This is a genomic window from Bifidobacterium margollesii, assembly GCF_002860355.1.
GTDB classification, from domain to species: Bacteria; Actinomycetota; Actinomycetes; order Actinomycetales; family Bifidobacteriaceae; genus Galliscardovia; species Galliscardovia margollesii.
On sequence record NZ_NMWU01000020.1, the window covers coordinates 16,485 to 38,784 of the forward strand.

Here is a 22,300-nt window from a genome sequence, read left to right on the forward strand (position 1 = left end):
GCACCAGTGGCCCCGTGGTGCTTCGCATGAAACAACCTGTGCGAAACACTGCAGTCCACTCATGGCCTCGCATGAGACACCACTCGTACAACAACCGCGATCGCGTGTTTCACGTGAAACATCACGGATAATATGTCTACCCCATCGGTCAGCACTAGGCTTCATCTTCAGCCGCAGCGACCATCCTTATATCAACGTTCCGTCACACCCACGTATCCGACTCCATGCACTAGTCCGTCAACTGTTCTCACATGCTCATCCGCACCCGTCCCTTACACTTGTTTGCCGACCGTTATGGTCAAGCAATTGACCATAACGAAATCAAGCCCCCTGCTGAGTCCAGTCAGGAAACGCCAGAGGCTTTCAGGCTGAGTCCGTTAAGGAAACGCCAGAGGCGTTTAGGCTGAGTCCGTTAAGGAAACGCCAGAGGCGTTTCTAGGACTCAGGCTCGCCGACAGGCGAGCGTATAAAGCAGCCGACAGGCGAGCAGATAAAATGGCCGACAGGTGAGCATATAAAGCGGCCGCAGGCCGTCCATTCTTGTGGGATTGAGTCCGTTCAGGAAACGCCAGAGGCGTTTCCGGCTTCCCCCTTTGGGGGAAGCTGTCGAGCGTAGCGAGACTGATGAGGGCCCATATATGATTCAGGGGATGTTTCACGTGAAACATCCCCTGAATCAGACGGGCACTCCCCTATTCCGGTCAGATCCAACCGTCGGATTTCGGTTGATCATCCTTCGAGTTCAGCAGCTGGAGAATACGAGCGAAATCCTCTTCGGAAGCAAAGTTGATCTCGATCTTGCCGCGCTTCTTGGTACCGCGAATCATCACCTTGGTATCGAATCGATTCTCCAGAGTCTGTACCGCTTCGGAATCCGCCCACACATTTCTGCGTGCTTTCGGCTTCTTCTTACCGGCATCCTTGGCGGTTTGCATCGCCACGATCTCTTCCGTGGAACGAACGGACAGGCCTTCGGCGATAATGCGATCCGCCAGCTTCTCCATCTCATCGGCGCTCGACAGACTCAGCAATGCACGAGCATGACCGGCTGAAAGCACATTGGCTGCCACCTTCTTCTGCACGGAAGCCGGCAGCTGCAACAGTCGCAATGTGTTGGCAATCTGCGGCCGGGACTTCGATACCGATTGCGAAAGCTGAGCCTGAGTCAGTCCGAATTCGTCGATCATCTGCTGGTAGGCAGCCGCCTCTTCCAGCGGGTTCAGCGCCACGCGATGCAGATTCTCCAACAGCGCGTCGCGGAGCATGTCATCATCGGCCGTGGTCTTCACGATTGCCGGAATCGTATCAAGCCCTGCCCGCTGCGTGGCCCGCCAGCGCCGCTCCCCCATGATCAGCTCATAGGAGGTTTTGCGACCATCTTTCTGAACAGCCTCATGCTTCCGCACAACGATCGGCTGCAGCACGCCGACTTCCTGAATCGAACGGGAAAGCTCATCGAGATCGTTCTCATCGAAGATCGTGCGAGGCTGGTGATCGTTCGGGGCGATCTCCTTGACATTCAGCTCGGCCAGATATCCACCGGCAACCGGCTTCATCTCTTCCCGAGCCTGATCTTCCTTCGTTTTCGACTCACTGCTGACCGCTTGTTTCGGCGGTGCAATAGGGCCATCCCCAAAGAACATATCGATCGGATTCACCGAATCCGAAAGTGATGGCATCGACGGACGGGAACCATGCGACGTGGTGATCTTCGGCATGACGGCACGACCAGACGTCTTGGTCTCCGACTTCCGACTCCGCTTCGACTCGGACTGCTTACTACCAGCCGGAGCATCGGATTTCTTTGACGAGGTATGCTTGGCCTTCTTCGATGACGATTCGGCTGGCTTGACATCCGTCTTCGTATGAGCCGCATCCGTCTTCGCCGGAGCCGCCGTCACTTCATCGATCTTCTTCGTCAAGGCCGGCGTATTATCGGCAACCGTCTTGTCGGCATTCGATGTTTCACGTGAAACCTTCGGACTCAGGGTCTCTCCGGGAAGAGCAGGAAACAGCGCCCCAAGCCCCTTGCCGAGACGTCTATTTTGCGCAGCCATTACTCACCACTCCTCTGTGCATCGATGGATTCGAGGGTCTTCTCGGAACGCTTCGCGATCTCCAAAGCCGCCTCCGAATATGCTACCGCACCTGCACCATTGGGATCATAGGAGATAACCGACTGATTGAAGCTGGGAGCCTCGGCGATTTTGACGGAACGGGGAATCGTGGTCTCCAGCACGATATCCGGGTAATGTCCCTTCACCTGATCGTAGACTTCCTGGCTCAGGATCGTACGACGATCAAACATCGTAACGAGCATGGTGGAAATGATCAGATGAGGATTAATGGAGCTCTGCACCAAACCGATGGTCTTCAGCAACTGGCCAAGACCTTCCAACGCATAGTACTCGGCCTGAATCGGAATCAGCACCTCATGAGCTGCGCACAGAGCATTCAGCACCAGCAGTCCCAGACTCGGTGCACAATCGATGATCACGTAGTCGTAGTGTTCCTCCGAAGACTTCAGGAAGCTCTCGATCCCGCCGCGAAGCAGATCGGTGCGATTCTCCAGCGAGGCGATTTCCAGTTCCGCACCGCTTAAATCGATCGTGGATGGAACCACGTCAACACCCACGACGCCATCGGCGGGTTGTTTGACATCCTCGATGGAAAGTCTCCCCTCCAGAACATCGTATACGGAATCCGTACCCGACTGATGCTCGATATTAAAGGCCGTGGAAGCATTGCCCTGAGGATCAAGGTCAATAACCAATACACGGCTACCGCCATCGGCAAGGGCCGCAGAGAGATTCACCACCGAGGTCGTCTTACCGACGCCGCCCTTCTGATTGGCCACCGCAATGATTCGCGTACGAGACGGCTTTGGGAATTCCGCCTCGGCAAGACGCAACTTGCGCTGGGTGATATCCAGCATCTCCGCCCCAACCGACGAAGAGTCCTTGAAGATACGATTCAGAACCTCTGTGGTGCTCTCAAACGTGTGCGAATTATCCCCTCCGGAAGATGTTTCACGTGAAACATTCGCCATGCTACGCCTTTCTATCGAGACGATGATCAATCCAAACATTGATTTCCGAGTTTTAATTTTCGTCGGTGAAGATCAATATTGCAAGTCGAAACCCGCAATGTTGAGAGATGTGAATACATGTGGATAACAATGTGGATAACTCGGTTGATAATGCCGAATTGTGAATATTAAGAGGAAATCACAGGTCGTCAAATCGTTGAAATACCAACGATTTTAAAACCCCGACATTATCCCCAATCAATCCACAAGTTATCCACAATATTGTGCACAAAAATGTGGATAACTCACTGTCCGTCCCCTTCGACAAAAGCCGCCGCCCATAACAAACAGCTCTGTGTTTCACGTGAAACACAGAGCCGAAAATCAGAAACGTCAGCGCTTATCCACCAACACCACATGCGTGGATTCCAGACCAGGAGCAACCGGAGCATCCACCACGCGCGGGTCGACGCCTTTCGCCCGCAGAATCATCTTCATGCCCTTTTCGATCTCCTCCTGAGCGGAACGGCCTTTCAGCGCCACCAACCGTCCGCCCGAACGCAACAACGGCAGGGTGAATCCCGCGAGTTTTCTCATCGGTGCCACGGCCCTGCAGGTCACCACATCGAAACCCTTGCCCGGCAACTGCACCTCTTCGGCCCGCGCGCGCAATACGGTCGCGTTATCGAGTCCGCATTCCTGAACGACTTCATGCAACCATTCAACGCGACGCTCCATCGGCTCGATCAACGTCACCTGCACCTGAGGCAGACATGCAGCGACGACGACGCCGGGAAAACCGCCACCACTGCCAACGTCCGCAAGCCGACCTTCGGCCTTCTCCGTCGAATCGGCTCCCAGGGCCTCGACGATGAACGGCACCACGGCAGCGGAGTTGAGAATGTGTCGCTCCCAGATAATGTCCACATCGCGCGGACCGATCAAGCCACGCGGCTCCCCCTCTTCAGCGAGCTTTCCGTAGAACGTTCGCATCGGCTCATAGGCCGATCCCAATACCTGCTTCGGCAGCGGCGAATCCGCAAGCTGATCCGTCATCAGTCACCTCGTCTCAATCCATATGCCACGAGGTATGCAAACGCACACTCGCAACATCACATCAACTCTATCGTCATAGTCTACGTGTCGATCCGCACATACCACCGTCGTCCCGATAACGGTCAACGCGTTCACCTCAAATATCGCAGCCGGATCACCGGATAACATACCCCCGCAGGGTATATGGGTTCAGGGCATATGGCGTCATTGTGCAACAGGGGCATACGAAAAAGGGCCAACCGCTTCCATCCGGAAAACGATCGACCCTCATCCGTACGAATCTATGCAATTGTCTGCGTAAACGCCGATCCCATCAACCGGCGATCACCTCGAACCGATCCCAGCACCGATCACTCATCGGCTTCCGCCGGAGAAGCAGAACCACGATCATCGAAATCAGCGGTCGCACCTTCGGCGATATCGTCGTCCACGATATCGTCGGCACCCTCATCGTTCTGATTGGCCTTACGGTAGACCGTCACGTACCGCTTCGGCTCCTCGCCGTGCGAACGAGACTTCATGCCTTCCTCGCGAACCACATCATGCACGATCTTGCGTTCGAAGGAGTTCATCGGCTCCAATGACACGGGCTCGCCGGTTTCACGCACCTCGTCGATGGCATCCAGAGCCATGTCCCGCAGACGCTGGCGCTTACGCTTGAGGTAGCCGTCCACGTCCACGATCAGATGGGAGCGCTCTCCCGTCTTCTGCTGCACGGCCAGACGGGTCAGCTGCTGCAGCGCATCGACCACTTCACCGTGACGACCGATCAGATGCTTGATGTCGGTATTATCGTCGGCAACGATCTGCACCACCGGACGATTGTTGCGCACGCCCATCTCGATATCGCCCTCGTAATCGACGATGTCCAGCAATCCTTCAAGATAATCGGCGGCGATGTCAGCTTCATCATTGAGCTGATCGATCGTCTTCTCATCAGCCTGGGACATGGGAACTCCTTCAATACTTACACACTATTGCTTTACCTTACACGGATAAAGGTACGTAGTCGGCCGTTCCGGCGGTCATCGGGTGTCGCGGGAGAGCGTGGGTTGCGGTGCCCGCCCCCTCATCAGTCTGCCTGCGGCAGCCAGCTTCCCCCAATGGGGGAAGCCCACATCGGCTTCTACGGTCTGGGTTCGGTCACCGTGCAGCTTCCCCCAGTGGGGGAAGCTGCACACAGTCACGATTTAGGTGTCTGTTGGCGACAGCCAGCTTCAGCTATGAGAACGGACGACCTATGGCCACCATCCCACCGGCTCGCCTGTCGGTGATCCCGGTGGCCGGTGATCCCGGTGGCGCCGCCCGACTGGGAGGCCGCGCCTGTCGACGAGCCCGTGAGGACCGGACCTCTGACGCTGCACGAGTGCGGGCTGATGGCCGTCGTCAGCGCTTGCTCTTCGGCTTGCTGCGGTTGCGCTTCGGCTGCTGACGCTGATGCCCCTTCTCGGCCTGTGCGGCCTGGGCTTCCTTGGCCTTGGCCAGAGCCTCCTCCTCGATGGTCGGCAGGCCCTTGCGTTCGCGACGCTCCTCTTCCTTCTTCCGGTCGCGGATCTCCTTGGCCTCATGCGCGGGGGAGCCCGGGGTCGGCATGTTGTGCACCTGCCAGATCACCTGGCCCAGCGTCCACAGGTTGTTGGTCAGCCAGTAGACGAGCACGGCGGAGGGGAACATCACGCCGGAGAAGATGTACATCACCGGGAAGATGAACGCCATGGATCGCTGCATGCTGTACTGCGGGCCCTCCATGGAGGCGCGCGGCAGGTTGCGACGCAGGTTGTAGTACTGCGACAGGAACATCGTGAGGCACATCAGGGCGATGAAGATGCCGATGATCACCTTGCCGTGCGTATCGGCCGTGGGGAACATGTCGGCCAGCGAGACGCCGAACAGGCTGGTGCCTTCGATCTGCTTGGCCACCTCGACGGTGAACGCACCGAACGGTTCCTTGGCGCCGTTGTCGAGGGCGATGTAACGGGCCGCGGTCAGCGTGTAGAACATGGCCATGAACACCGGCCCCTGGAACAGGGCGGGCACGCAGGAGCCCATCGGGTTCGCGCCCGCGTCCTGATACAGCTTCATGGTCTCGCGGTTCATCGCCTCACGGCTGGCCTGATCGGTTTTGCCCTTGTATTTGGCCTGAATGTGCTGCAGTTTGGGCTGGATGGCCTGCAACTTGCGCATGGAGTTCATCTGCTTGATGAACAGCGGCAGGATGCACAGTCGAACGAAGATCACGAGCAGCATGATCGACAGCACCCATGCAACGCCGGGGCCGTCCTGGAAGCCGATGAAGGTGAGCGCCTTATGGAAGTAGAACAGGATCTGCGTCATCAGCCATTCGACCGGATACAGAATCTTGTAGACCCACGCAAAGAAGCTCGCCTGATCCAGGTAGAACACCTGATCATTCATCTGTGGCATGTCAAAGTCTCCTCAGATGGTAGGGATGTAGATGATAACGACGGTAGGGGAGTGAGTCGCGGCTCCTCGTGAGCCTTCGACCAGGAAAAACGGTAGAACGGCGAAAATCGCTGGGGAACGTCGTCGATGCCGCCACGATTCCATGGACGGCAGCGCATGAGACGCATCACCGCCAGCAGCCCGCCTCGGAATGCTCCGAATCGGAGGATGGCCGTATATGCGTAATGGGAACAGGTCGGATAATATCGGCACCGTGGGCCGAACAACGGGGAGATCCGACGCTGATACCAGCGGATCGCCCCTGCCATCCCGCGCGCGACGATGCCCATCTCAGGCCAGCTTTCCCGCATCGTTGAGATCCGAGGAGGAGCCGGCGGATTCCGTCCGACCGAGATCGGAACCGCCGGTACGGAACGGCTTGTCCGATCCGCTCCCCCGCTGTATGCGTGCGCGCTTCGCCGCCTTGTCGGCAACCCTGGTGAAGGTCTGACGAACCTGATCATCGAGAGCGCTGAAATCCGCCTTGGCCGCGGACGGCTTCGCGCGCATTACCACGTCGCAGTTGAACGGCAGCAGATCTTCATATCGCCGTGCCAATACACGGAATCTGCGCTTCACCGCATTGCGGGTGACGGCATGGCCGACGTTTTTGGCAACGGCCAGTCCCAGTCGCCGAACCTGCCGTTGCCGTGTCTGAGGCCGCGGGAATCGATGTCCGTCCGACTCGCCTCGCACGGCGTTCTGCATGGCACTCCGCTGGGCCTCGGGCTCGGCGGAATCATCGTCATCGGCGCGAACATGAAAATGGACCACAAGATCCTTGCTGGATGCTTTGGTCCGTTTTCTAAGCACCGTGACGAAGTCGCGGTGGCTTTTCAGCCGTTCCACTGGAAGACCGGATGACCGTCTGTACTATCGTCGCGTCGTTCTCAGGCGGAAAGAACCTTGCGGCCCTTGGCGCGACGACGGTTGATCAGGGCGCGGCCGGAACGAGTGCGCATGCGGGCACGGAATCCGTGCTTCATGTGACGACGACGGTTGTTGGGCTGGAATGTCCTCTTCATAGTTATGCTCCCGGTTTTTGGCCATGCGAAAGCACGGCTCCTCATGAGTCAAGCTTTTCTAATGTACACACACCGCGCGAACGAGTCAAACCGCAATATCATACCGACTATCCGCAAAGTTATTCACGTTATTCACGTTATCCACATTTTTCCACATCGCCAATTGTGGATAAGTTGGCGGATTTTCCGATACCGTTGAAAACTCAACGATATCGCCCGTTGAGTTATCCACAATTTGTACCCATGTTATCCACAAACTACACGTTTGTCATTCAAAATCCAATGTTTTCAACACGCTAGCTTGTGGATAACTTTTGTCGAAGGGCGTATAAATGTGTGTCTGTATTCAATCACGAAGGTCGAGCATGACCCGTTGGCAATCATGACAAGGAGGGACCCGCATGGCACAGGAAACCGGATCACCGGCCGAAGACGCACGTCGCATCTGGGCAGTGGCCCGCGATCTGCTTGCTCATGATCAGTCGCTGAGCCCGCGGGACCTGAGCTGCGTGGACGATATCGAGGCCGAGAGCCTGTTCGATTCGATGATCGTGCTGAACGCGTCCAACGAGCACACCCGTCACACCATCGAGAACAAAGAGGTGGTGCAGCGCGCCCTGCAACTGGCGAACGGGGGGCAGCCGCTTACTCCTCTGATTAAGATCACGCCACAGAACCGACCTTCGAAGACACAGAAGACTCAGAAATCGCAGACGTCCCAGCAGACTGCCACCCAGCCAGGTGCAGGGCGAAACCAAGGCTACGATTCATCGCAAGCCTCTTCGCAGCCCCCTTCGCAGAGCAGAGCAGGGCTGGAGCAGAACGCTGCGCCGCGAGGATTCGCGGCACGCGGGCAGAACACTCGCATGCCGCAGGGTCGGCGTGCCGGGCAGCACAGTCAGGACACGCTGCCGATCGACGTGCCCATGTCGGACGGGTTCGCGCAGAACGGATTCCCGCAGACGGGCGAGTTCATGCAGCCCACGATCATCGAGGCCGAGCGTGAGCCGGCTCCCGTGATTCCCGTTCCCGGCGTGCCCACCGGCGGGCCGAAGGTGGCCCGGGACGAGGAGACCCATCTCAACCGCAACGCCACATTCGAGACGTTCGTGCCCGGCGATTCCAACCGTTTCGCACGGCAGGTGGCGCTGGCCGTGGCCGAGGCGCCCGGACGCGCGTTCAACCCGTTGTGTATCTACGGCGGCTCGGGACTGGGCAAGACCCACCTGCTCAACGCCATCGGCAATTACGCGCTGCGCGAGGACCCTTCGCTGAAGGTGCGATACGTCAACTCGGAGGAGTTCACCAACGAGTTCATCGAATCGCTGCAGGGCGAGGCCCAGGCCAACGGCCTGATCGCCGAGTTCAACCGTCGGTATCGGGAGGTGGATGTGCTGCTGATCGACGACATCCAGTTCCTCGGCGGCAAGGAGGCGACGCTCGAACAGTTCTTCCACACGTTCAATGCGTTGCACGATGCCAACAAGCAGATCGTCATAGCCTCCGACGTGGCCCCCAAGAACCTTAAGGGATTCGAAGCCCGTCTGATCTCCCGATTCGATTCCGGCCTCTCCGTGGACGTCAAGCCGCCGGATCGGGAGACCCGTGTGGCGATTCTCCGCATGAAAGCCGAAATAGGGGGGCTGAACATCCCCAACGATGTGCTTGATCTCATCGCCGAACAGGTGACGGACAATATCAGGGAGCTGGAAGGCGCCCTGACTCGCGTGACCGCCATGGCCTCGCTGAACGATCAGCCGGTCACCCGTGTGCTGGCGGAGCAGACCATGCAGGACTTCTTCACCACCGAAGTGGAGATCAAACCCACCGACATCATCACCCAGGTGGCCCAGTATTTCCAGCTTACCTTCGACGATCTCGTCGGCCCGTGGAGGGCGAAGAACGTGGCGTTGGCCCGTCAGATCGCCATGTACATGACCCGCGAGATGACCAGCCTTTCGCTGGTTGATATCGGTGAGATCTTCGGGGGCCGAGACCATTCCACGGTGATGCACGCGTACAAGAAGATCCAGTCCGGCATGGCTCAGAAACGGGAGGTGTACAACTACGTGACCGAGCTCACCAGCAGGATCAAGCGCCACAAGTCCGAGTAGTCCGAAGCACATGGTTTCGTCAAACTACGTTCCGGCGACGTATGGTCGCCGGTTTTTTTTATGAGCGAAACACGCCCGAGCGGAGAGGAAGATGCGGAAAGTTATCCACATGGTTTTCCACATTCCGGGGATAAGCCCGTGCATAACCTTCGAAAATCGGTGGAAAACCCGCGGATAACCCGTGGATAAACACGCTGTTTTTGGGGAAAAATCAAGGGTTTCGTGCAAGTGTGCATAACCTCGGTAGTTATCCACACCCCATGAAAAAGTTATCCACATTCCTGCAGGTGCAGCGAAGCTTGCCAACTCAACGGTCCGCGGACTTATCCACATTTTCCACAGGGCTTATGATTACGAATATCTGGTTATCTACATAGAACAGCAACCATCTCAATCAGGCAGGCAGCACAAGTCTGGGGATAACCCAAAAGCATGGATAGAATGAAACCCAGCAACATACCGCACCTCAGTGCATTCACTATGTCAAGGAACAACAAGCAATGAAGGCAGAAATCAATTCGCAGGCGCTGGCCGACGCCGTGGCATGGACCTCGCGCGTGATCCCGGTCCGTCCGGCAACCCCCATTCTTTCCGGGGTCAAACTGGAGGCAATCGACGGAACGCTTCAGCTTTCGGCGTTCGACTATGAGGTTTCGGCACGTCACCACATCGAGGCAGGCATCGATGAACCGGGAACCGCAGTCGTCCTCGGCAAGCTTCTCGCCGATATCGCCAAGTCCCTGCCCGCCGAAAAGGCATACCTGAGCACCGAAGGATCCAAACTCAACGTGGTTTCCGGCAAATCCTCGTTCTCCCTGCAACTGATGCCGGAAACCGAATACCCCGATCTTCCGATCGTCCCGACCAAACTCGGTCAGGTCGACGCCGACACCTTCTCTCACGCGATCACCCAGGCATCCGTGGCGGTGTCCCGCGAGGAGACACGCCCTGTACTCACCGGCGTGAAGATGTCGTTCACCGGCGACAAGGTCGTGATGACCGCCACCGATCGCTTCCGTCTTTCCCGTGCCAGCTTCACCTGGAGCCCGGAGAATCCCGATCTCGAAGCAGTCGCTCTGGTTCGCGGCTCTTTGCTCCGCGATGTCGCCCGATCCCTTGACACCAATCAGAATGTGGTGCTGGACTTCAACAGCGAGAAGCCTTCGCTGATGGGCTTCGAAAACGCCGGCCGCATTTCCACCGCCCAGCTGATCGACGGTGAATTCCCTGCGGTCGATCGCCTGTTCGCCGATGAATATCCGATTCATGCGGTGCTCGATCGTCAGCTGCTTCTGGATGCCATCCGGCGCATGGCCATCGTCACCGAACGCAATGCTCCGATCCGCATGGCGTTCTCCGGAGACGAAGTGGTGCTGTCGGCCGGTGCCGCCGACGAATCCCAGGCCACCGAATCGCTGTCGGTGGATATGGACGGCGACGACATCACCGTCGCCTTCAACCCGGCTTATCTGATCGACGGCCTTTCCGCCATTTCCGAGCCGTTCATTCGCATGAAGATGACCACTGCGGTCAAGGCCGTGGAATTCAACGGACAGCAGGAGGCCGATTCCGAGGAATCGCTCGACTACCGCTACCTGCTGGTGCCGATGCGCTTCACCGACTGACCCCCCCTACCGGGTGCGAACCGCCGAACTCAGCGAGATGATCAACGAGATGAAACGCATCAACCGATGTGAGATGTCACATCGGTTTGGTTGGTTCGCACCCACCGGAAAGTAACCGGAAACCAATAAAAGGTAACATTCATAATGTTCGTTTCGCGTGTGGCGTTGGATGACTTCCGCTCCTGGCGGCAGATGGTGGTCGATTTCGAACCGGGACTGAACCTGCTGGTCGGCGCGAACGGCCTCGGGAAGACGAACATCGTCGAGGCGTTGGAGGTGCTGTCCACGGGCGGCAGTCATCGTGCGAGCTCGTCGGCTCCTCTGGTGCGTTCCGGCGCCGCCAAGGCCACCGTACGAGCCAACGTGACCGACGACGATGCCGTCACCACCTATGAGGTCTCGATTCCGGTGCGCGGCGCGAACCGTGCCCGAATCAACTCCGGAAAATCGCTGTATATGCGAGACGTGGTCGGCAAGGTGCCCACGGTCACCTTCTCCCCCGAGGATCAGCGGCTGATCGCCGGGGATCCTGCCACACGCCGAGGCTTCGTGAACCAGTCGGCATCGCAATTGCTGTTCGGCTACTACGACGTGTTGCAGCGATTCAATCAGATCGGCAAGCAGCGTGCCGCGCTGCTCCGGCAGATCCAGCAGCAGCGTGCGGTCGGTATGCAAAGTGCCGGTTCCGCGGATTCCGGGTTCGATCAGCCTGCGTATGACCCGATGGCCGCCGCGATGAGCGGATTGGAGGTCTGGACCGGCCAGTTCATCGACGCCGGTGTGGAGCTCACTCGCCAGCGCAGCCGGTTCATCGATCTGCTCAACGCGCCGTTCGCAAGGATCTACCGTGATCTGGCCGGCGAACGGCATCACGCCGAACTGGTGTATGCGCCGAGCTTCGAGGAGGTTCCGGCATACGGCGAACACGTCGACGATGAAGGCCTCGACGGTGAAGGGGGTATGGAATCCGGCGGGACGGTATCCGGACGGGGGGTGTCGTCCGCGGATGATCGGATTCGTCTGGCGATCAGCCGTCATTTCCAGCGCATCTATCCCGGAGAGGTGGCGCAGGCGCGCAATCTGATCGGCCCGCACCGGGACGACGTGATCGTGCGGCTCAACGGCATGAACGCACGGGATTACGCTTCGAACGGCGAAATGTGGACGTTGGCGCTGGCGATGAGGATGGCATTGTTCGAGGTGATCAAGGCCGAGCGCGGCGACGATCCGATCCTGATCCTCGACGACGTGTTCGCACAGCTGGACGAATCCCGCCGCCGGCAGATCGTGGATTTCGCCGGACATCAGCATCAGGCGCTGATCACCATGGCCGCCGAAACCGATATGCCTCAGGGGCTGGAGGCCCATCGCATCGACGTGGCCGATCTCGTCGCCTCGCAGAACGCCGACCACATTGCCGGGTCGAACGGTGCCGGGCGGAACATTGCCGGGCGGAACGCCGCGGAGGGCAGATGATGGCCGCGGACCCCTCGCTTCCCGCCCCGGCGAACGGCCGCAGCCACGTACTCCGGCCGCCCATCGCCCAGACATTGCATCTCGACCCACGCAAGCTCGAAGCCACCGTCTTCGAGCGGTACACCAAGCGTGCGGCCGGCATCGCGAAGCGTCGCGCGCGAGCCGAACAGGCATGGCTGAATTTCGGCAAGCCGGGCCGCGATCCCAATACGCTCGGATCGGTGATCGACGCGTTGGCGACGAACGGCAACTGGCGTCCGCATCTGATGATCGCCCAATTGGGACGGCACTGGGATCAGGTGGTGGGGCGGGCCATCGCCGGGCACTCCTACGTCGCCTCGTACTCCAACGGTGTGCTGACGATCCGCGCCCAGTCCCCGGTATGGGCCACTCAGCTGACGTACATGATTCCCCGGATACAGGAGAAGATCGCCTCACGTCTGCCGGGCATGCCGCTGGACCGCATCGTCGTCACCGGTCCCCGCACCGACACCCTCAAGCACGGCGGTAACGATCGCGTCACCGGGCAGTGGCGTCCGCGAGGCAGGTTCTGATGCGGTTCCAGGCCGCTTCGCTACGTAGTCGTGCGGAATCCGGGACGGCGTATGGACGATACGGCAAGATGCCGCTGTGAGCGTATAAAGTCCCTATTGCCTAGTACCCTATTTCCAGAATGGTTAGCGCGCGTACAGCCCCATATTTCGCGTTTTTGAGTGTGAGACCCATGAAAACGTCTTGGATTCGAGGGGGAAACGTCAACCTAACCGCCTGATGTATAGGGCTATTAGGAAAGGACAGGTTGGTGGCAGACCAGACCCAGGATTCGCCCGATCTCAACAACGAAGCCGATCTCAACGAAGAAGCAGCACATACCAAGCAATCCGAGGAACACTCCGACGATACGATCGATGCCCAGGATCTCCAGGACGGCCAGCTGGACGGAACCATGGCCCCCGAACACTACGACGCCAGTGACCTGAAGGTGCTGGAAGGTCTGGAGGCCGTGCGCATCCGACCCGGCATGTACATCGGATCCACCGGTCCGCGCGGTCTGCATCACCTCGTGTACGAGATCGTCGACAACTCCGTCGACGAGGCTCTGGCCGGCTACGCCACGCATATCGAAGTGACGATCCTGCCCGACAACGGCATCCGCGTGGTGGACGACGGCCGAGGCATCCCCGTCGACATCGTGCCCGGCGAAGGCATCTCCGGCGTCGAGACCGTGATGACCAAGCTGCACGCCGGCGGCAAGTTCGGCGGCGGCGGATACGCGGTCTCCGGAGGCCTCCACGGCGTGGGCATCTCCGTGGTGAACGCCCTGTCCACCCGCGTGGACGTCGAGGTCCGCCGTCAGGGATTCCACTGGAAGCAGACCTACATCGACCAGAAGCCGCAGGGCCGTCTGGCGCAGGCCGAGCCGATGGGCGCGGACGAGCATACCGGCACGTCGGTGACGTTCTGGGCTGATCCGGCGATCTTCGAAACCACCACCTACGATTTCGAGACCCTGCGCAGCCGCTTCCAGCAGATGGCGTTCCTCAACAAGGGTCTGAAGATCACCCTCACCGATCTGCGAGAGGTCGATCAGGCCGGTGACGAGGTGGCCGGCGACGGCGAGAACGTGACCGAGGAGCTGCACCGCACCGTCTCCTACCAGTACCCGAACGGCATCAAGGACTACGTCGACTACATGGTGAAGGCCAAGAAGGCCGCTCCCGTGGTGGACGAGGTCATCGACTTCTCCGCCGAGGATCTTAAGATCGGTATCTCCGCCGAAATCGCCATGCAGTGGACCACCGCCTACTCCGAATCGGTGCACACCTTCGCGAACACGATCTCCACCACCGAGGGCGGCACGCACGAGGAAGGCTTCCGCGCCGCGCTCACCTCGCTGGTCAACCGCTACGCCCGCGAGAAGAACATCCTCAAGGACAAGGACGAGAACCTCTCCGGCGACGACGTGCGCGAAGGCCTCACCGCCGTGGTTTCCGTGAAGCTCACCACCCCGCAGTTCGAAGGCCAGACCAAGACCAAGCTCGGCAACTCCGAGGCCAAGACCTTCGTGCAGCGCGTGATGACCGAAAAGCTGGGCGACTGGTTCGACGCGAATCCGAACTCCGCGAAGATGATCATCCAGAAGGGCATTGAGGCGAGTCGCGCGCGCATCGCCGCGAAGAAGGCCCGCGAAAGCACCCGCCGCAAGTCGATCTTCGAATCGGCCGGCATGCCCGACAAGCTCAAGGACTGCCAGTCGAGCAATCCGGAGGAGTGCGAGCTGTTCATCGTCGAGGGTGATTCTGCAGGCGGCTCCGCCATTCAGGGCCGCAATCCGATCACCCAGGCGATCCTGCCGCTCAGGGGCAAGATCCTCAACACCGAGCGGGCCAGCCTCGACCGCATGATGAAGTCCGACACCATCGAATCGCTGATCACCGCGGTCGGCGGCGGCTACGGCGAGGACTTCGACCTCAACAAGGTGCGGTACCACAAGGTCATCATCATGGCCGATGCCGATGTGGACGGCGCGCATATCGCCACGCTGAACCTGACGCTGTTCTTCCGCTACATGCGTCCGATGATCACCGCCGGATACGTGTACGTGGCCATGCCGCCGCTGTACCGACTCAAGTGGACCAAGGGCCCGCACGACTTCGTGTACACCGATGCCGAGCGAGACCGTGTGCTGGCCGAAGGCAAGTCCAAGGGCCGCCAGCTGCCGAAGGGCGAAGGCATTCAGCGGTATAAGGGTCTGGGCGAGATGAGCTACCAGGAGCTGTGGGAGACGACCATGGACCCCGAACATCGCATCCTCAAGCAGGTGCAGATCGAGGACGCCGCCGCGGCCGACGAGACGTTCACGATGCTGATGGGCGACGAGGTGGAACCCCGCCGTCTGTTCATCCAGCGCAACGCCCGCAACGTCAGCTGGATCGACGCCTAGCGTCCGGCCCCTCCGGCGCGACCGTGCCGCCTGAACGGCGGTCGCGCCGGAACCGCACATATCGCACATAACCCGAGCGGGCCGGATACGTGATATTCGGCAAGTCATACCTAGCAAGGAACGAAACGTGGCAGACGACAACAGCAACAACAACGAAGGCGCCCAGCCGGTGCCGGACGGCTCGATGGAGCCGCTCAGCCCGCAGGAGGCCGACAACACCGATTACGGTCTGATGACCGGAGAGCGCATCCAGCGCCGTGATCTGCAGCAGGAAATGCGCGAATCCTATCTCGCATACGCCATGAGCGTGATCGTGGACCGTGCTCTGCCGGACGTGCGCGACGGCATGAAGCCCGTGCATCGCCGTGTGATCTACGCGATGTACGACGGCGGATACCGTCCCGACCGTGGATACAGCAAGTGCGCCCGCGTGGTGGGCGAGGTGATGGGTAAGTACCATCCGCACGGCGATTCCGCGATCTACGACACCCTGGTCCGCATGGCCCAGCCGTGGTCGATGCGCTACCTGCTCGTGGACGGTCAGGGCAACTTCGGCTCCCCCGGCGACGACCCCGCCGCCGCCATGCGTTACACCGAATGCCGCATGGCCCCGCTGGCCATGGAGATGGTGCGCGACATCGACAAGGACACCGTCGACTTCGCCCCGAACTACGACGGCAAGACCCAGGAGCCGAAGGTGCTGCCCGCACGCTTCCCGAACCTGCTGGTCAACGGCTCGGCCGGCATCGCCGTCGGCATGGCCACCAACATTCCGCCACACAACATGCGCGAGGTGGCCGAAGGCGTGCACTGGGCGCTCGATCATCCGGACGTGAGCCGTGAGGAGCTGCTCAACGCGCTGATCGGCATCATCAAGGGACCGGACTTCCCCACCGGCGCGACGATTCTCGGGCGCAAGGGCATCGAGCAGGCGTATCGTACCGGCCGCGGTCTGATCACCATGCGTGCCGTGGTGAACACCGAGGAGATCAAGGGCCGTCTGTGCCTGGTCGTCACCGAACTGCCGTATCAGGTGAACCCGGACCGTCTGGTCGCCTCGATCCGCGAAGGCGTGCGCGACGGCAAGATCCAGGGCATCGCCGACATGCGCGATGAAACCTCCGGCCGTACCGGCCAGCGACTCGTGCTCGTACTCAAGCGCGACGCCGTGCCGAAGGTGGTGCTCAACAACCTGTACAAGCACTCCCAGCTGCAGCAGACGTTCGGCGCGAACATGCTGGCGCTGGTCGACGGCGTGCCGCGCACCTTGAGCCTTGACGCCTTCATCCGCCACTGGATCGGCCATCAGCTCGACGTGGTGGAGCGCCGCACCCGATACCTCAAGCGTGAGGCCGAGGAGCGCGACCACATTCTGCAGGGCTACCTCAAGGCCCTTGATCTGATTGACGAGGTCATCGCGCTGATCCGCCGCTCCCCCGACGTGGACGCCGCCCGAACCGGCCTGATGGAGCTGCTGGACGTGGATCAGGTTCAGGCCGACGCGATTCTGGCCATGCAACTGCGCAGGCTCGCGGCCCTCGAACGTCAGAAGATCCTCGACGAGCATGAGGAGCTCATGCGCAAGATCGCCGACTACGAGGACATCCTCGCCAAGCCGGAGCGCCAGCGCAGGATCGTGGGCGACGAGCTGGACGAGATCGTGGCCAAGTATGGTGACGACCGTCGCACCAAGATCCTGCCGTTCAGCGGCGAGATGAACATGGAGGATCTGATCGCCGAGGAGAACGTGGTGGTCACCGTCACGCACTCCGGCTACATCAAGCGCACCAAGGCCGATGAGTACCGCGCCCAGCATCGCGGCGGCAAGGGCATCAAGGGCGCCAAGCTGCGTGAGAACGACGTGGTCGACCACTTCTTCCTCACCAGTACGCACAACTGGCTGCTGTTCTTCACCAACGCGGGCCGGGTGTACCGCATCAAGGGCTATGAGATCCCCGAGGGCGCACGCGACTCCAAGGGCCAGCATGTGGCGAACCTGCTGCAGCTCGCTCCCGACGAGAAGATCCAGCAGGTGCTGTCGATCCCGAACTACGAGGTGGCCGACTATCTGGTGCTCGCCACCCGCAGCGGCAAGGTGAAGAAGACCCGTCTGGCCGACTACGATTCGCCGCGTCAGGGCGGCCTGATCGCCATCCGACTGATGGAATCCGAAGACGGCGTCACCGATGAGGTGGTGGGCGCTTCGCTGTGCAACTCCATCGACGACATCATTCTGGTGAGCCGCAAGGGCATGAGCCTGAAGTTCAAGGCCGATGACGATCAGCTGCGTCCGATGGGTCGGCAGACCGCCGGCGTGCAGGGCATGAAGTTCCGTGACGGCGACGAGCTGCTGGCCATGGATGTGGTCGGCGACGAAAGCGACGGCGATCTGCTCGTCGTGACCGACGAGGGCTTCGCCAAGCGCACCGCGATTTCGGAATACCGCCTGCAGGGGCGCAACGGATACGGCGTGAAGGCCGTTCAGCTGGCCGAGGGACGCGGATCGCTGGTCGGTGCCGTGATCGTTGCCGAGGACGATCAGATCATGGCCATCATGAAGTCCGGCAAGGTGATCCGTTCCGACGTGGCCGAGGTCAAGCGCACCGGCCGCAACACCCAGGGCGTGACGCTCGCCAAGCCCGACAAGGGCGACGAGATCATCTCCATCGCCCGCAACGAGGAGAAGGACGAGGAGGATGCCGATGCGTCGCAGGACGGCGAAAACGGTGCCTCCGCCACTTCCGCGGGCAACGATGGTGAAACGGTGGAAGCGCCGTCCGCACAGGAAACCACGTCCGAAAATGCTGATAACCTCAGTGAAGCTGCTGACAGCGCTGAGTGATGGCGAAATCTGAAGGAGATCTGATGAGCGAACAATCACTGCCCAACGAAGAGGGCATGGAGTTCCCGGAAGAACACGTCGGCAAAGGCCGTACGTCCCGCTCCACCGCATCCTCGCCGAGGCCGTTGATCGCCGAGGATGGGGGCGCTCGTGAGGCGTCCGGCTCCGCCGAGCCCGCACCGGCCTCATTCAAGCCGGCCAGCAAGATCGCCAAGCCGTCCGAACGCAAGTCCAGCGTCCCCCGCGCCCGCCGCATGAAGCTGTCGCTGACCAAGATCGATCCGTGGTCGGTCACCAAGGTGTCGTTCCTGCTGTCCATCGCCGGCGCGATCATCCAGATCGTCGCCGTCGCCCTGATCTGGGCGCTGCTGAACGCGATCGGTCTGTTCGACAACATCACGCAGCTGATCGACTCCACCGGTCTGAAGGACTCCGGCGGATTCGACATCGCCAGCATTCTGGGCATCGGCAAGGTGCTGAGCGCCACCACGATCTTCTCGATCTTCGAAATCGTGCTGATCACGGTACTGGCCACCATCGGTGCGTTCCTGTACAACATCACCAGTGCGCTGGTCGGTGGATTGCACGTCACGCTCGGCGACGACTGATCGATCCGACTGATCGGTTGATCCGCATATCCGACTTGTGAACAGCGTCTCCTTCGGGAGGCGCTGTTTCGTTATCCGATCATCCCGACGATGGTGTAGTCCAATGCCGCTGTACTCACCGCTGCTTACTCAACATCGTGACGGGAATTGTCGGTGGTCGATCGGCCGGTGAAACGCTTACCCTTGGTACGGAAAGGGGATGTGATCGCTATGGCTTCAACGATGAGTGCGGCTGCAACGGTGAGTGAATCCGCGTCCGGATCGATGGGTGAATCCGAGGCCGGGCGACTCGACGACTGGATTCCCGACACCGTGATCGACGGATACCAGCAGCGTACGCTGCATCTGGGGTCCGACGACGAAGGCGAGATCACCGCCACGTTCGTGCGCAAGAATCCCGATGAGCTGACATGGCGTATGCGGTGGCGTCGATGGGCGAACGCGAATCTGCATCACTCCCCCGCCGCGATCCTCTACGTACACGGCTGGAACGATTACTTTTATCGCAAACACGCTTCGGAGTTCTGGGAGGCGCTGGGCGTGGCGTTCTATGCGGTCGACCTGCGAAAATACGGACGGTCTTTGCATGACGGTCAGACGCCCGGGTTCATCACCAATCTGCATGACTACTTCACCGAGCTCGATGCGCTGCGCGATGTGATCGTCGATGAGCTTGGCGACGATGTGCGCATTCTGACGCTGGCCCATTCCACGGGCGGGCTCACCGCATCGCTGTGGCTGGCCAACGAGCATCCTCATCATGTGACGGCGCTGGCGCTCAACTCGCCGTGGTTGGAACTGCAGGGCAATCGCTTCACCCGCATGATGACCACGCCGGTTGTCAAGGGATTCGGCCTGACCGGCGGGAAAACCGTGATCCCGATTCCCGATCCGGGATTCTACGGTCGTGTGCTGTGGTCGGATCAGGGCGGTGAGTGGGCGTATCAGGATTCGTCGCCGGTACCCGAGGAACGGCAGTTTCTCAGTCGTGCGGGATGGATGAACGCCATTTACAACGGACAGGAGGAAGTCACACGCGGGCTTGGGATCGATGTGCCGGTGCTGGTGTGTACCTCGAATCGCACGATGATCCAATCCCGATGGGACGAGGCGATGCGCGAAGCCGACACGGTGCTCGACGTGACGGCGATCCGGCAGAATGCGCTGAATCTCGGCGGTTTCATCACCATCGAAATCATCGACGGAGGCATTCACGATCTTTCGATGTCGAAGCCGGAGCAGCGCCGGCATTACTTCGCGTCGGTGGCGCTGTGGGCGGACCGGTTCGCATGGTCGTCGCCGATCGACAGCACGTACGTGCTGAATCGCGCCGAGCTTAAGGCCGCGTTGGACCGTGTGGCCGGGCCGCGCGGCGGCGTGTGAGCGGCGGCGTGTGAGCGGCGTCTGACAAGACCGCTACGGCCGGTGGCTACGGCCAGCGGTGATGCGGGTCCGTACCGCCTATGCCGAAGGTCAGACGAAGAAATCGTTGTGTGACTGGAAGACGTGCAGATAGCCTTCGCGCGAATGCTGAAGATGCTGGCGCACGGCCTGCACGGTACCCTCCTCGTCGCCCTTCATCGCGCAGTCGATGATGTTCAGATGCTCCTCCAATGATTCGGAGATGCGTTCGGACGACCACGGCAGGAAGACGCGCGTGCGCTGGCTCAGGGCCAGCAGCGTGGACATGAGATTCTCCAGGTACTTGTTGTTCGCCTTCTGGGCGAAATACATGTGGAACTTGAAGTCGAAGTCGTCTTCGATGGAATCCTTCATGTCGCCGCTGTCGGTGCCCGTGCGCTGCAATGCCTCGCGGAAGTGAAGCAGGGAATCCCGGTCGAGGCTGGGGAACGCCTGATGGATGAGATACGGCTCGATGAGAAGACGGCTTTCGATCATGTCCTGCAGGTTCTTCAGCGAGATCTGGCTGACGACGATGCCCTTGCGCGGGAAGATGCGCAGCATGTCCTCTTCCGCCAGCTTGTTGATGGCCTCGCGAACCGGTGTGCGGCTGAATCCGAGCTGTTCGGTGATCTGCTTCTCGTCGATGAGATCGCCGGGCCGGAGCTCGCAGAACACGATTTGCTTGCGCAGATAGTTATAGGCAAGATCTCGTTTGCTTTCGCTCATTGCGGCCCTTTCATATACAGCATGATGTTCGTGTAATACCTGCCCCCCCCCATGCAGGAGACGGCTTACTACATATTGCATGATATACGGATTTATATACCCTAAATCATGCTGCATGCATTAATCGAAAGCCAACAATTTCCATAAATGGCGCATGCGTTGTGTGTGTTGTTGCGTTTGGTTTGCGTTGTGGGGCCGTCGGAAAAACAAGCCAAACGCGCGGCGGCCGGTTCGTTCCGGGGAGCGTGCCGCAGGGACACGCCACGGGGAACGGACCGGCCGCCGACGCCGGAGCCTAGTCGAGCAGGCCGAGCACGTAGTCCTTGACCTCGCCCGGCTGGGCGTGCGCCTCGAACAGCCCGCGGAACCGCTCGCCCGCGAACGCGCCCCTGACGAGCTCGGGATCGAGGTCGCGGTAGATGTCCACGAGCGGACGGAACGCGGCCGCCCGCACCCCGTCCAGGATCCGCTTGTTGCGCTGCTCGGGCACGACCCGCTCCTTGGGATAGCCGGAACCGGGCTCCTCGAGCCACAGCTTCTCGAAGATGTACTCCAGCTGCAGCTCCTGGCCCCACCCGTTCTTCAGCGCGAACGGGATCGCGATGGCGTTGCCGTCGTTGATCTGCGCGAACGTGTACGCGTCGAGCGGGTCCTCGACGTGCCCGCAGATGACGCCGGGGAAGCTGTTGAGCGCGAGCATGGCGCCCTCGCCGGTGCCGCAGCCGGTGACCACGAAGTCCGCGGCCCCCGAGTTGAGCAGCGCGGCGGCGAGCACGCCGTTCTGCACGTAGGTCAGCTGCGCGGCGTCGTCGGCCGCGTACATGCCGTAGTTGTCCACATCGAAGCCCTTGGCGGCGGCGACCTTCCCCAGGGCCTCGTGGATCAGGCCGTTCTTCGCGGCCTGGCTGTTCTCGTTGATCAAAGCGATGCGCATGATGGTGTTTCCTTTCCGAATCGGTGAAAATATGGTTGACGCGCCGGCATGCCGG

General features: G+C 60.3%; 17 protein-coding genes and 1 pseudogene. 8 read left to right on the forward strand and 10 right to left on the reverse strand.

The window, feature by feature from the left end:
- Window positions 1-701 precede the first annotated feature (701 nt).
- The 8 genes and pseudogenes from Uis1B_RS05810 to rpmH all read right to left on the reverse strand — a co-directional run bounded on the left by Uis1B_RS05810 (window position 702) and on the right by rpmH (window position 7,572).
- Window positions 702-2,057 carry a ParB/RepB/Spo0J family partition protein gene (locus Uis1B_RS05810; protein WP_101616435.1) on the reverse strand — a complete coding sequence of 452 codons (1,356 nt, stop codon included), beginning with the start codon at window positions 2,055-2,057 and terminating at the stop codon, window positions 702-704.
- Window positions 2,057-3,049, reverse strand: a complete 993-nt coding sequence (locus Uis1B_RS05815) for a ParA family protein (RefSeq protein ID WP_101616437.1) — start codon at window positions 3,047-3,049, stop codon at window positions 2,057-2,059. The genes Uis1B_RS05810 and Uis1B_RS05815 overlap by 1 nt, the downstream gene beginning before the upstream one ends.
- Before the next feature lie 372 nt (window positions 3,050-3,421).
- Complete coding sequence (rsmG, locus tag Uis1B_RS05820) at window positions 3,422-4,084, reverse strand: 16S rRNA (guanine(527)-N(7))-methyltransferase RsmG (protein WP_101616439.1); 663 nt, start codon at window positions 4,082-4,084, stop codon at window positions 3,422-3,424.
- A gap of 350 nt (window positions 4,085-4,434) precedes the next feature.
- Complete coding sequence (locus Uis1B_RS05825; protein WP_101616441.1) at window positions 4,435-5,034, reverse strand: Jag family protein; 600 nt, start codon at window positions 5,032-5,034, stop codon at window positions 4,435-4,437.
- A gap of 436 nt (window positions 5,035-5,470) precedes the next feature.
- Window positions 5,471-6,499, reverse strand: a complete 1,029-nt coding sequence (gene yidC, locus Uis1B_RS05830; RefSeq protein WP_101616443.1) for a membrane protein insertase YidC — start codon at window positions 6,497-6,499, stop codon at window positions 5,471-5,473.
- Complete coding sequence (gene yidD, locus Uis1B_RS05835; protein ID WP_101616465.1) at window positions 6,496-6,816, reverse strand: membrane protein insertion efficiency factor YidD; 321 nt, start codon at window positions 6,814-6,816, stop codon at window positions 6,496-6,498. Before yidD ends, yidC begins: the two co-directional genes overlap by 4 nt.
- A 145-nt stretch (window positions 6,817-6,961) precedes the next feature.
- Window positions 6,962-7,396, reverse strand: a pseudogene (gene rnpA, locus Uis1B_RS05840) (ribonuclease P protein component); the annotation flags it as partial.
- 41 nt (window positions 7,397-7,437) lie between these two features.
- Window positions 7,438-7,572, reverse strand: coding sequence for a 50S ribosomal protein L34 (gene rpmH / locus Uis1B_RS05845; RefSeq protein ID WP_093961566.1), 135 nt, complete (start codon window positions 7,570-7,572; stop codon window positions 7,438-7,440).
- A 401-nt stretch (window positions 7,573-7,973) separates the two neighbouring features.
- Here rpmH and dnaA point away from each other — a divergent pair, with 401 nt between their 5' ends.
- The 8 genes from dnaA (at window position 7,974) to Uis1B_RS05885 (ending at window position 20,564) form a co-directional block, all read left to right on the forward strand.
- Window positions 7,974-9,686, forward strand: coding sequence for a chromosomal replication initiator protein DnaA (gene dnaA, locus Uis1B_RS05850; protein WP_101616447.1), 1,713 nt, complete (start codon window positions 7,974-7,976; stop codon window positions 9,684-9,686).
- A gap of 500 nt (window positions 9,687-10,186) precedes the next feature.
- Complete coding sequence (gene dnaN, locus Uis1B_RS05855) at window positions 10,187-11,311, forward strand: DNA polymerase III subunit beta (protein ID WP_101616449.1); 1,125 nt, start codon at window positions 10,187-10,189, stop codon at window positions 11,309-11,311.
- A 144-nt stretch (window positions 11,312-11,455) separates the two neighbouring features.
- Window positions 11,456-12,787, forward strand: coding sequence for a DNA replication/repair protein RecF (gene recF, locus Uis1B_RS05860; RefSeq protein ID WP_101616451.1), 1,332 nt, complete (start codon window positions 11,456-11,458; stop codon window positions 12,785-12,787).
- A complete protein-coding gene (locus tag Uis1B_RS05865) occupies window positions 12,784-13,341 on the forward strand; it encodes a DciA family protein (protein WP_243390274.1) in 558 nt (185 codons plus the stop codon). Before recF ends, Uis1B_RS05865 begins: the two co-directional genes overlap by 4 nt.
- 350 nt (window positions 13,342-13,691) lie before the next feature.
- Complete coding sequence (gene gyrB / locus Uis1B_RS05870; RefSeq protein WP_279324939.1) at window positions 13,692-15,731, forward strand: DNA topoisomerase (ATP-hydrolyzing) subunit B; 2,040 nt, start codon at window positions 13,692-13,694, stop codon at window positions 15,729-15,731.
- A gap of 184 nt (window positions 15,732-15,915) precedes the next feature.
- On the forward strand, window positions 15,916-18,573 hold the full coding sequence (gene gyrA / locus Uis1B_RS05875) for a DNA gyrase subunit A (protein ID WP_423734867.1): 2,658 nt from the start codon (window positions 15,916-15,918) through the stop codon (window positions 18,571-18,573).
- 23 nt (window positions 18,574-18,596) lie between these two features.
- The gene (locus tag Uis1B_RS05880; RefSeq protein ID WP_101616457.1) at window positions 18,597-19,181 is read left to right on the forward strand and encodes a DUF3566 domain-containing protein; all 585 of its coding nucleotides are present in this window, start codon (window positions 18,597-18,599) and stop codon (window positions 19,179-19,181) included.
- Window positions 19,182-19,391: 210 nt separating this feature from the next.
- On the forward strand, window positions 19,392-20,564 hold the full coding sequence (locus Uis1B_RS05885) for an alpha/beta hydrolase (protein WP_243390275.1): 1,173 nt from the start codon (window positions 19,392-19,394) through the stop codon (window positions 20,562-20,564).
- A gap of 90 nt (window positions 20,565-20,654) precedes the next feature.
- On the opposite strand, the gene Uis1B_RS05890 is transcribed toward Uis1B_RS05885, so the two are convergent.
- Together Uis1B_RS05890 and Uis1B_RS05895 are read right to left on the reverse strand one after the other, a co-directional pair.
- Window positions 20,655-21,311 (reverse strand): GntR family transcriptional regulator, encoded by a 657-nt coding sequence (locus tag Uis1B_RS05890; protein ID WP_165782750.1) that lies wholly within the window; start codon window positions 21,309-21,311, stop codon window positions 20,655-20,657.
- A 295-nt stretch (window positions 21,312-21,606) separates the two neighbouring features.
- Window positions 21,607-22,300 (reverse strand): RpiB/LacA/LacB family sugar-phosphate isomerase (locus Uis1B_RS05895; protein WP_279324938.1); only part of this gene is annotated, 694 nt, incomplete at its 5' end.

Bases quoted from the DNA above. Each gene is read 5' to 3' on its own strand.
- Uis1B_RS05810 (WP_101616435.1), bottom strand. From the start codon at position 2,057: ATGGCTGCGCAAAATAGACGTCTCGGCAAGGGGCTTGGGGCGCTGTTT.
- Uis1B_RS05815 (WP_101616437.1), bottom strand. From the start codon at position 3,049: ATGGCGAATGTTTCACGTGAAACATCTTCCGGAGGGGATAATTCGCAC.
- rsmG (WP_101616439.1), bottom strand. From the start codon at position 4,084: ATGACGGATCAGCTTGCGGATTCGCCGCTGCCGAAGCAGGTATTGGGA.
- Uis1B_RS05825 (WP_101616441.1), bottom strand. From the start codon at position 5,034: ATGTCCCAGGCTGATGAGAAGACGATCGATCAGCTCAATGATGAAGCT.
- yidC (WP_101616443.1), bottom strand. From the start codon at position 6,499: ATGAATGATCAGGTGTTCTACCTGGATCAGGCGAGCTTCTTTGCGTGG.
- yidD (WP_101616465.1), bottom strand. From the start codon at position 6,816: ATGGCAGGGGCGATCCGCTGGTATCAGCGTCGGATCTCCCCGTTGTTC.
- rpmH (WP_093961566.1), bottom strand. From the start codon at position 7,572: ATGAAGAGGACATTCCAGCCCAACAACCGTCGTCGTCACATGAAGCAC.
- dnaA (WP_101616447.1), top strand. From the start codon at position 7,974: ATGGCACAGGAAACCGGATCACCGGCCGAAGACGCACGTCGCATCTGG.
- dnaN (WP_101616449.1), top strand. From the start codon at position 10,187: ATGAAGGCAGAAATCAATTCGCAGGCGCTGGCCGACGCCGTGGCATGG.
- recF (WP_101616451.1), top strand. From the start codon at position 11,456: ATGTTCGTTTCGCGTGTGGCGTTGGATGACTTCCGCTCCTGGCGGCAG.
- Uis1B_RS05865 (WP_243390274.1), top strand. From the start codon at position 12,784: ATGATGGCCGCGGACCCCTCGCTTCCCGCCCCGGCGAACGGCCGCAGC.
- gyrA (WP_423734867.1), top strand. From the start codon at position 15,916: ATGGAGCCGCTCAGCCCGCAGGAGGCCGACAACACCGATTACGGTCTG.
- Uis1B_RS05880 (WP_101616457.1), top strand. From the start codon at position 18,597: ATGAGCGAACAATCACTGCCCAACGAAGAGGGCATGGAGTTCCCGGAA.
- Uis1B_RS05885 (WP_243390275.1), top strand. From the start codon at position 19,392: ATGGCTTCAACGATGAGTGCGGCTGCAACGGTGAGTGAATCCGCGTCC.
- Uis1B_RS05890 (WP_165782750.1), bottom strand. From the start codon at position 21,311: ATGAGCGAAAGCAAACGAGATCTTGCCTATAACTATCTGCGCAAGCAA.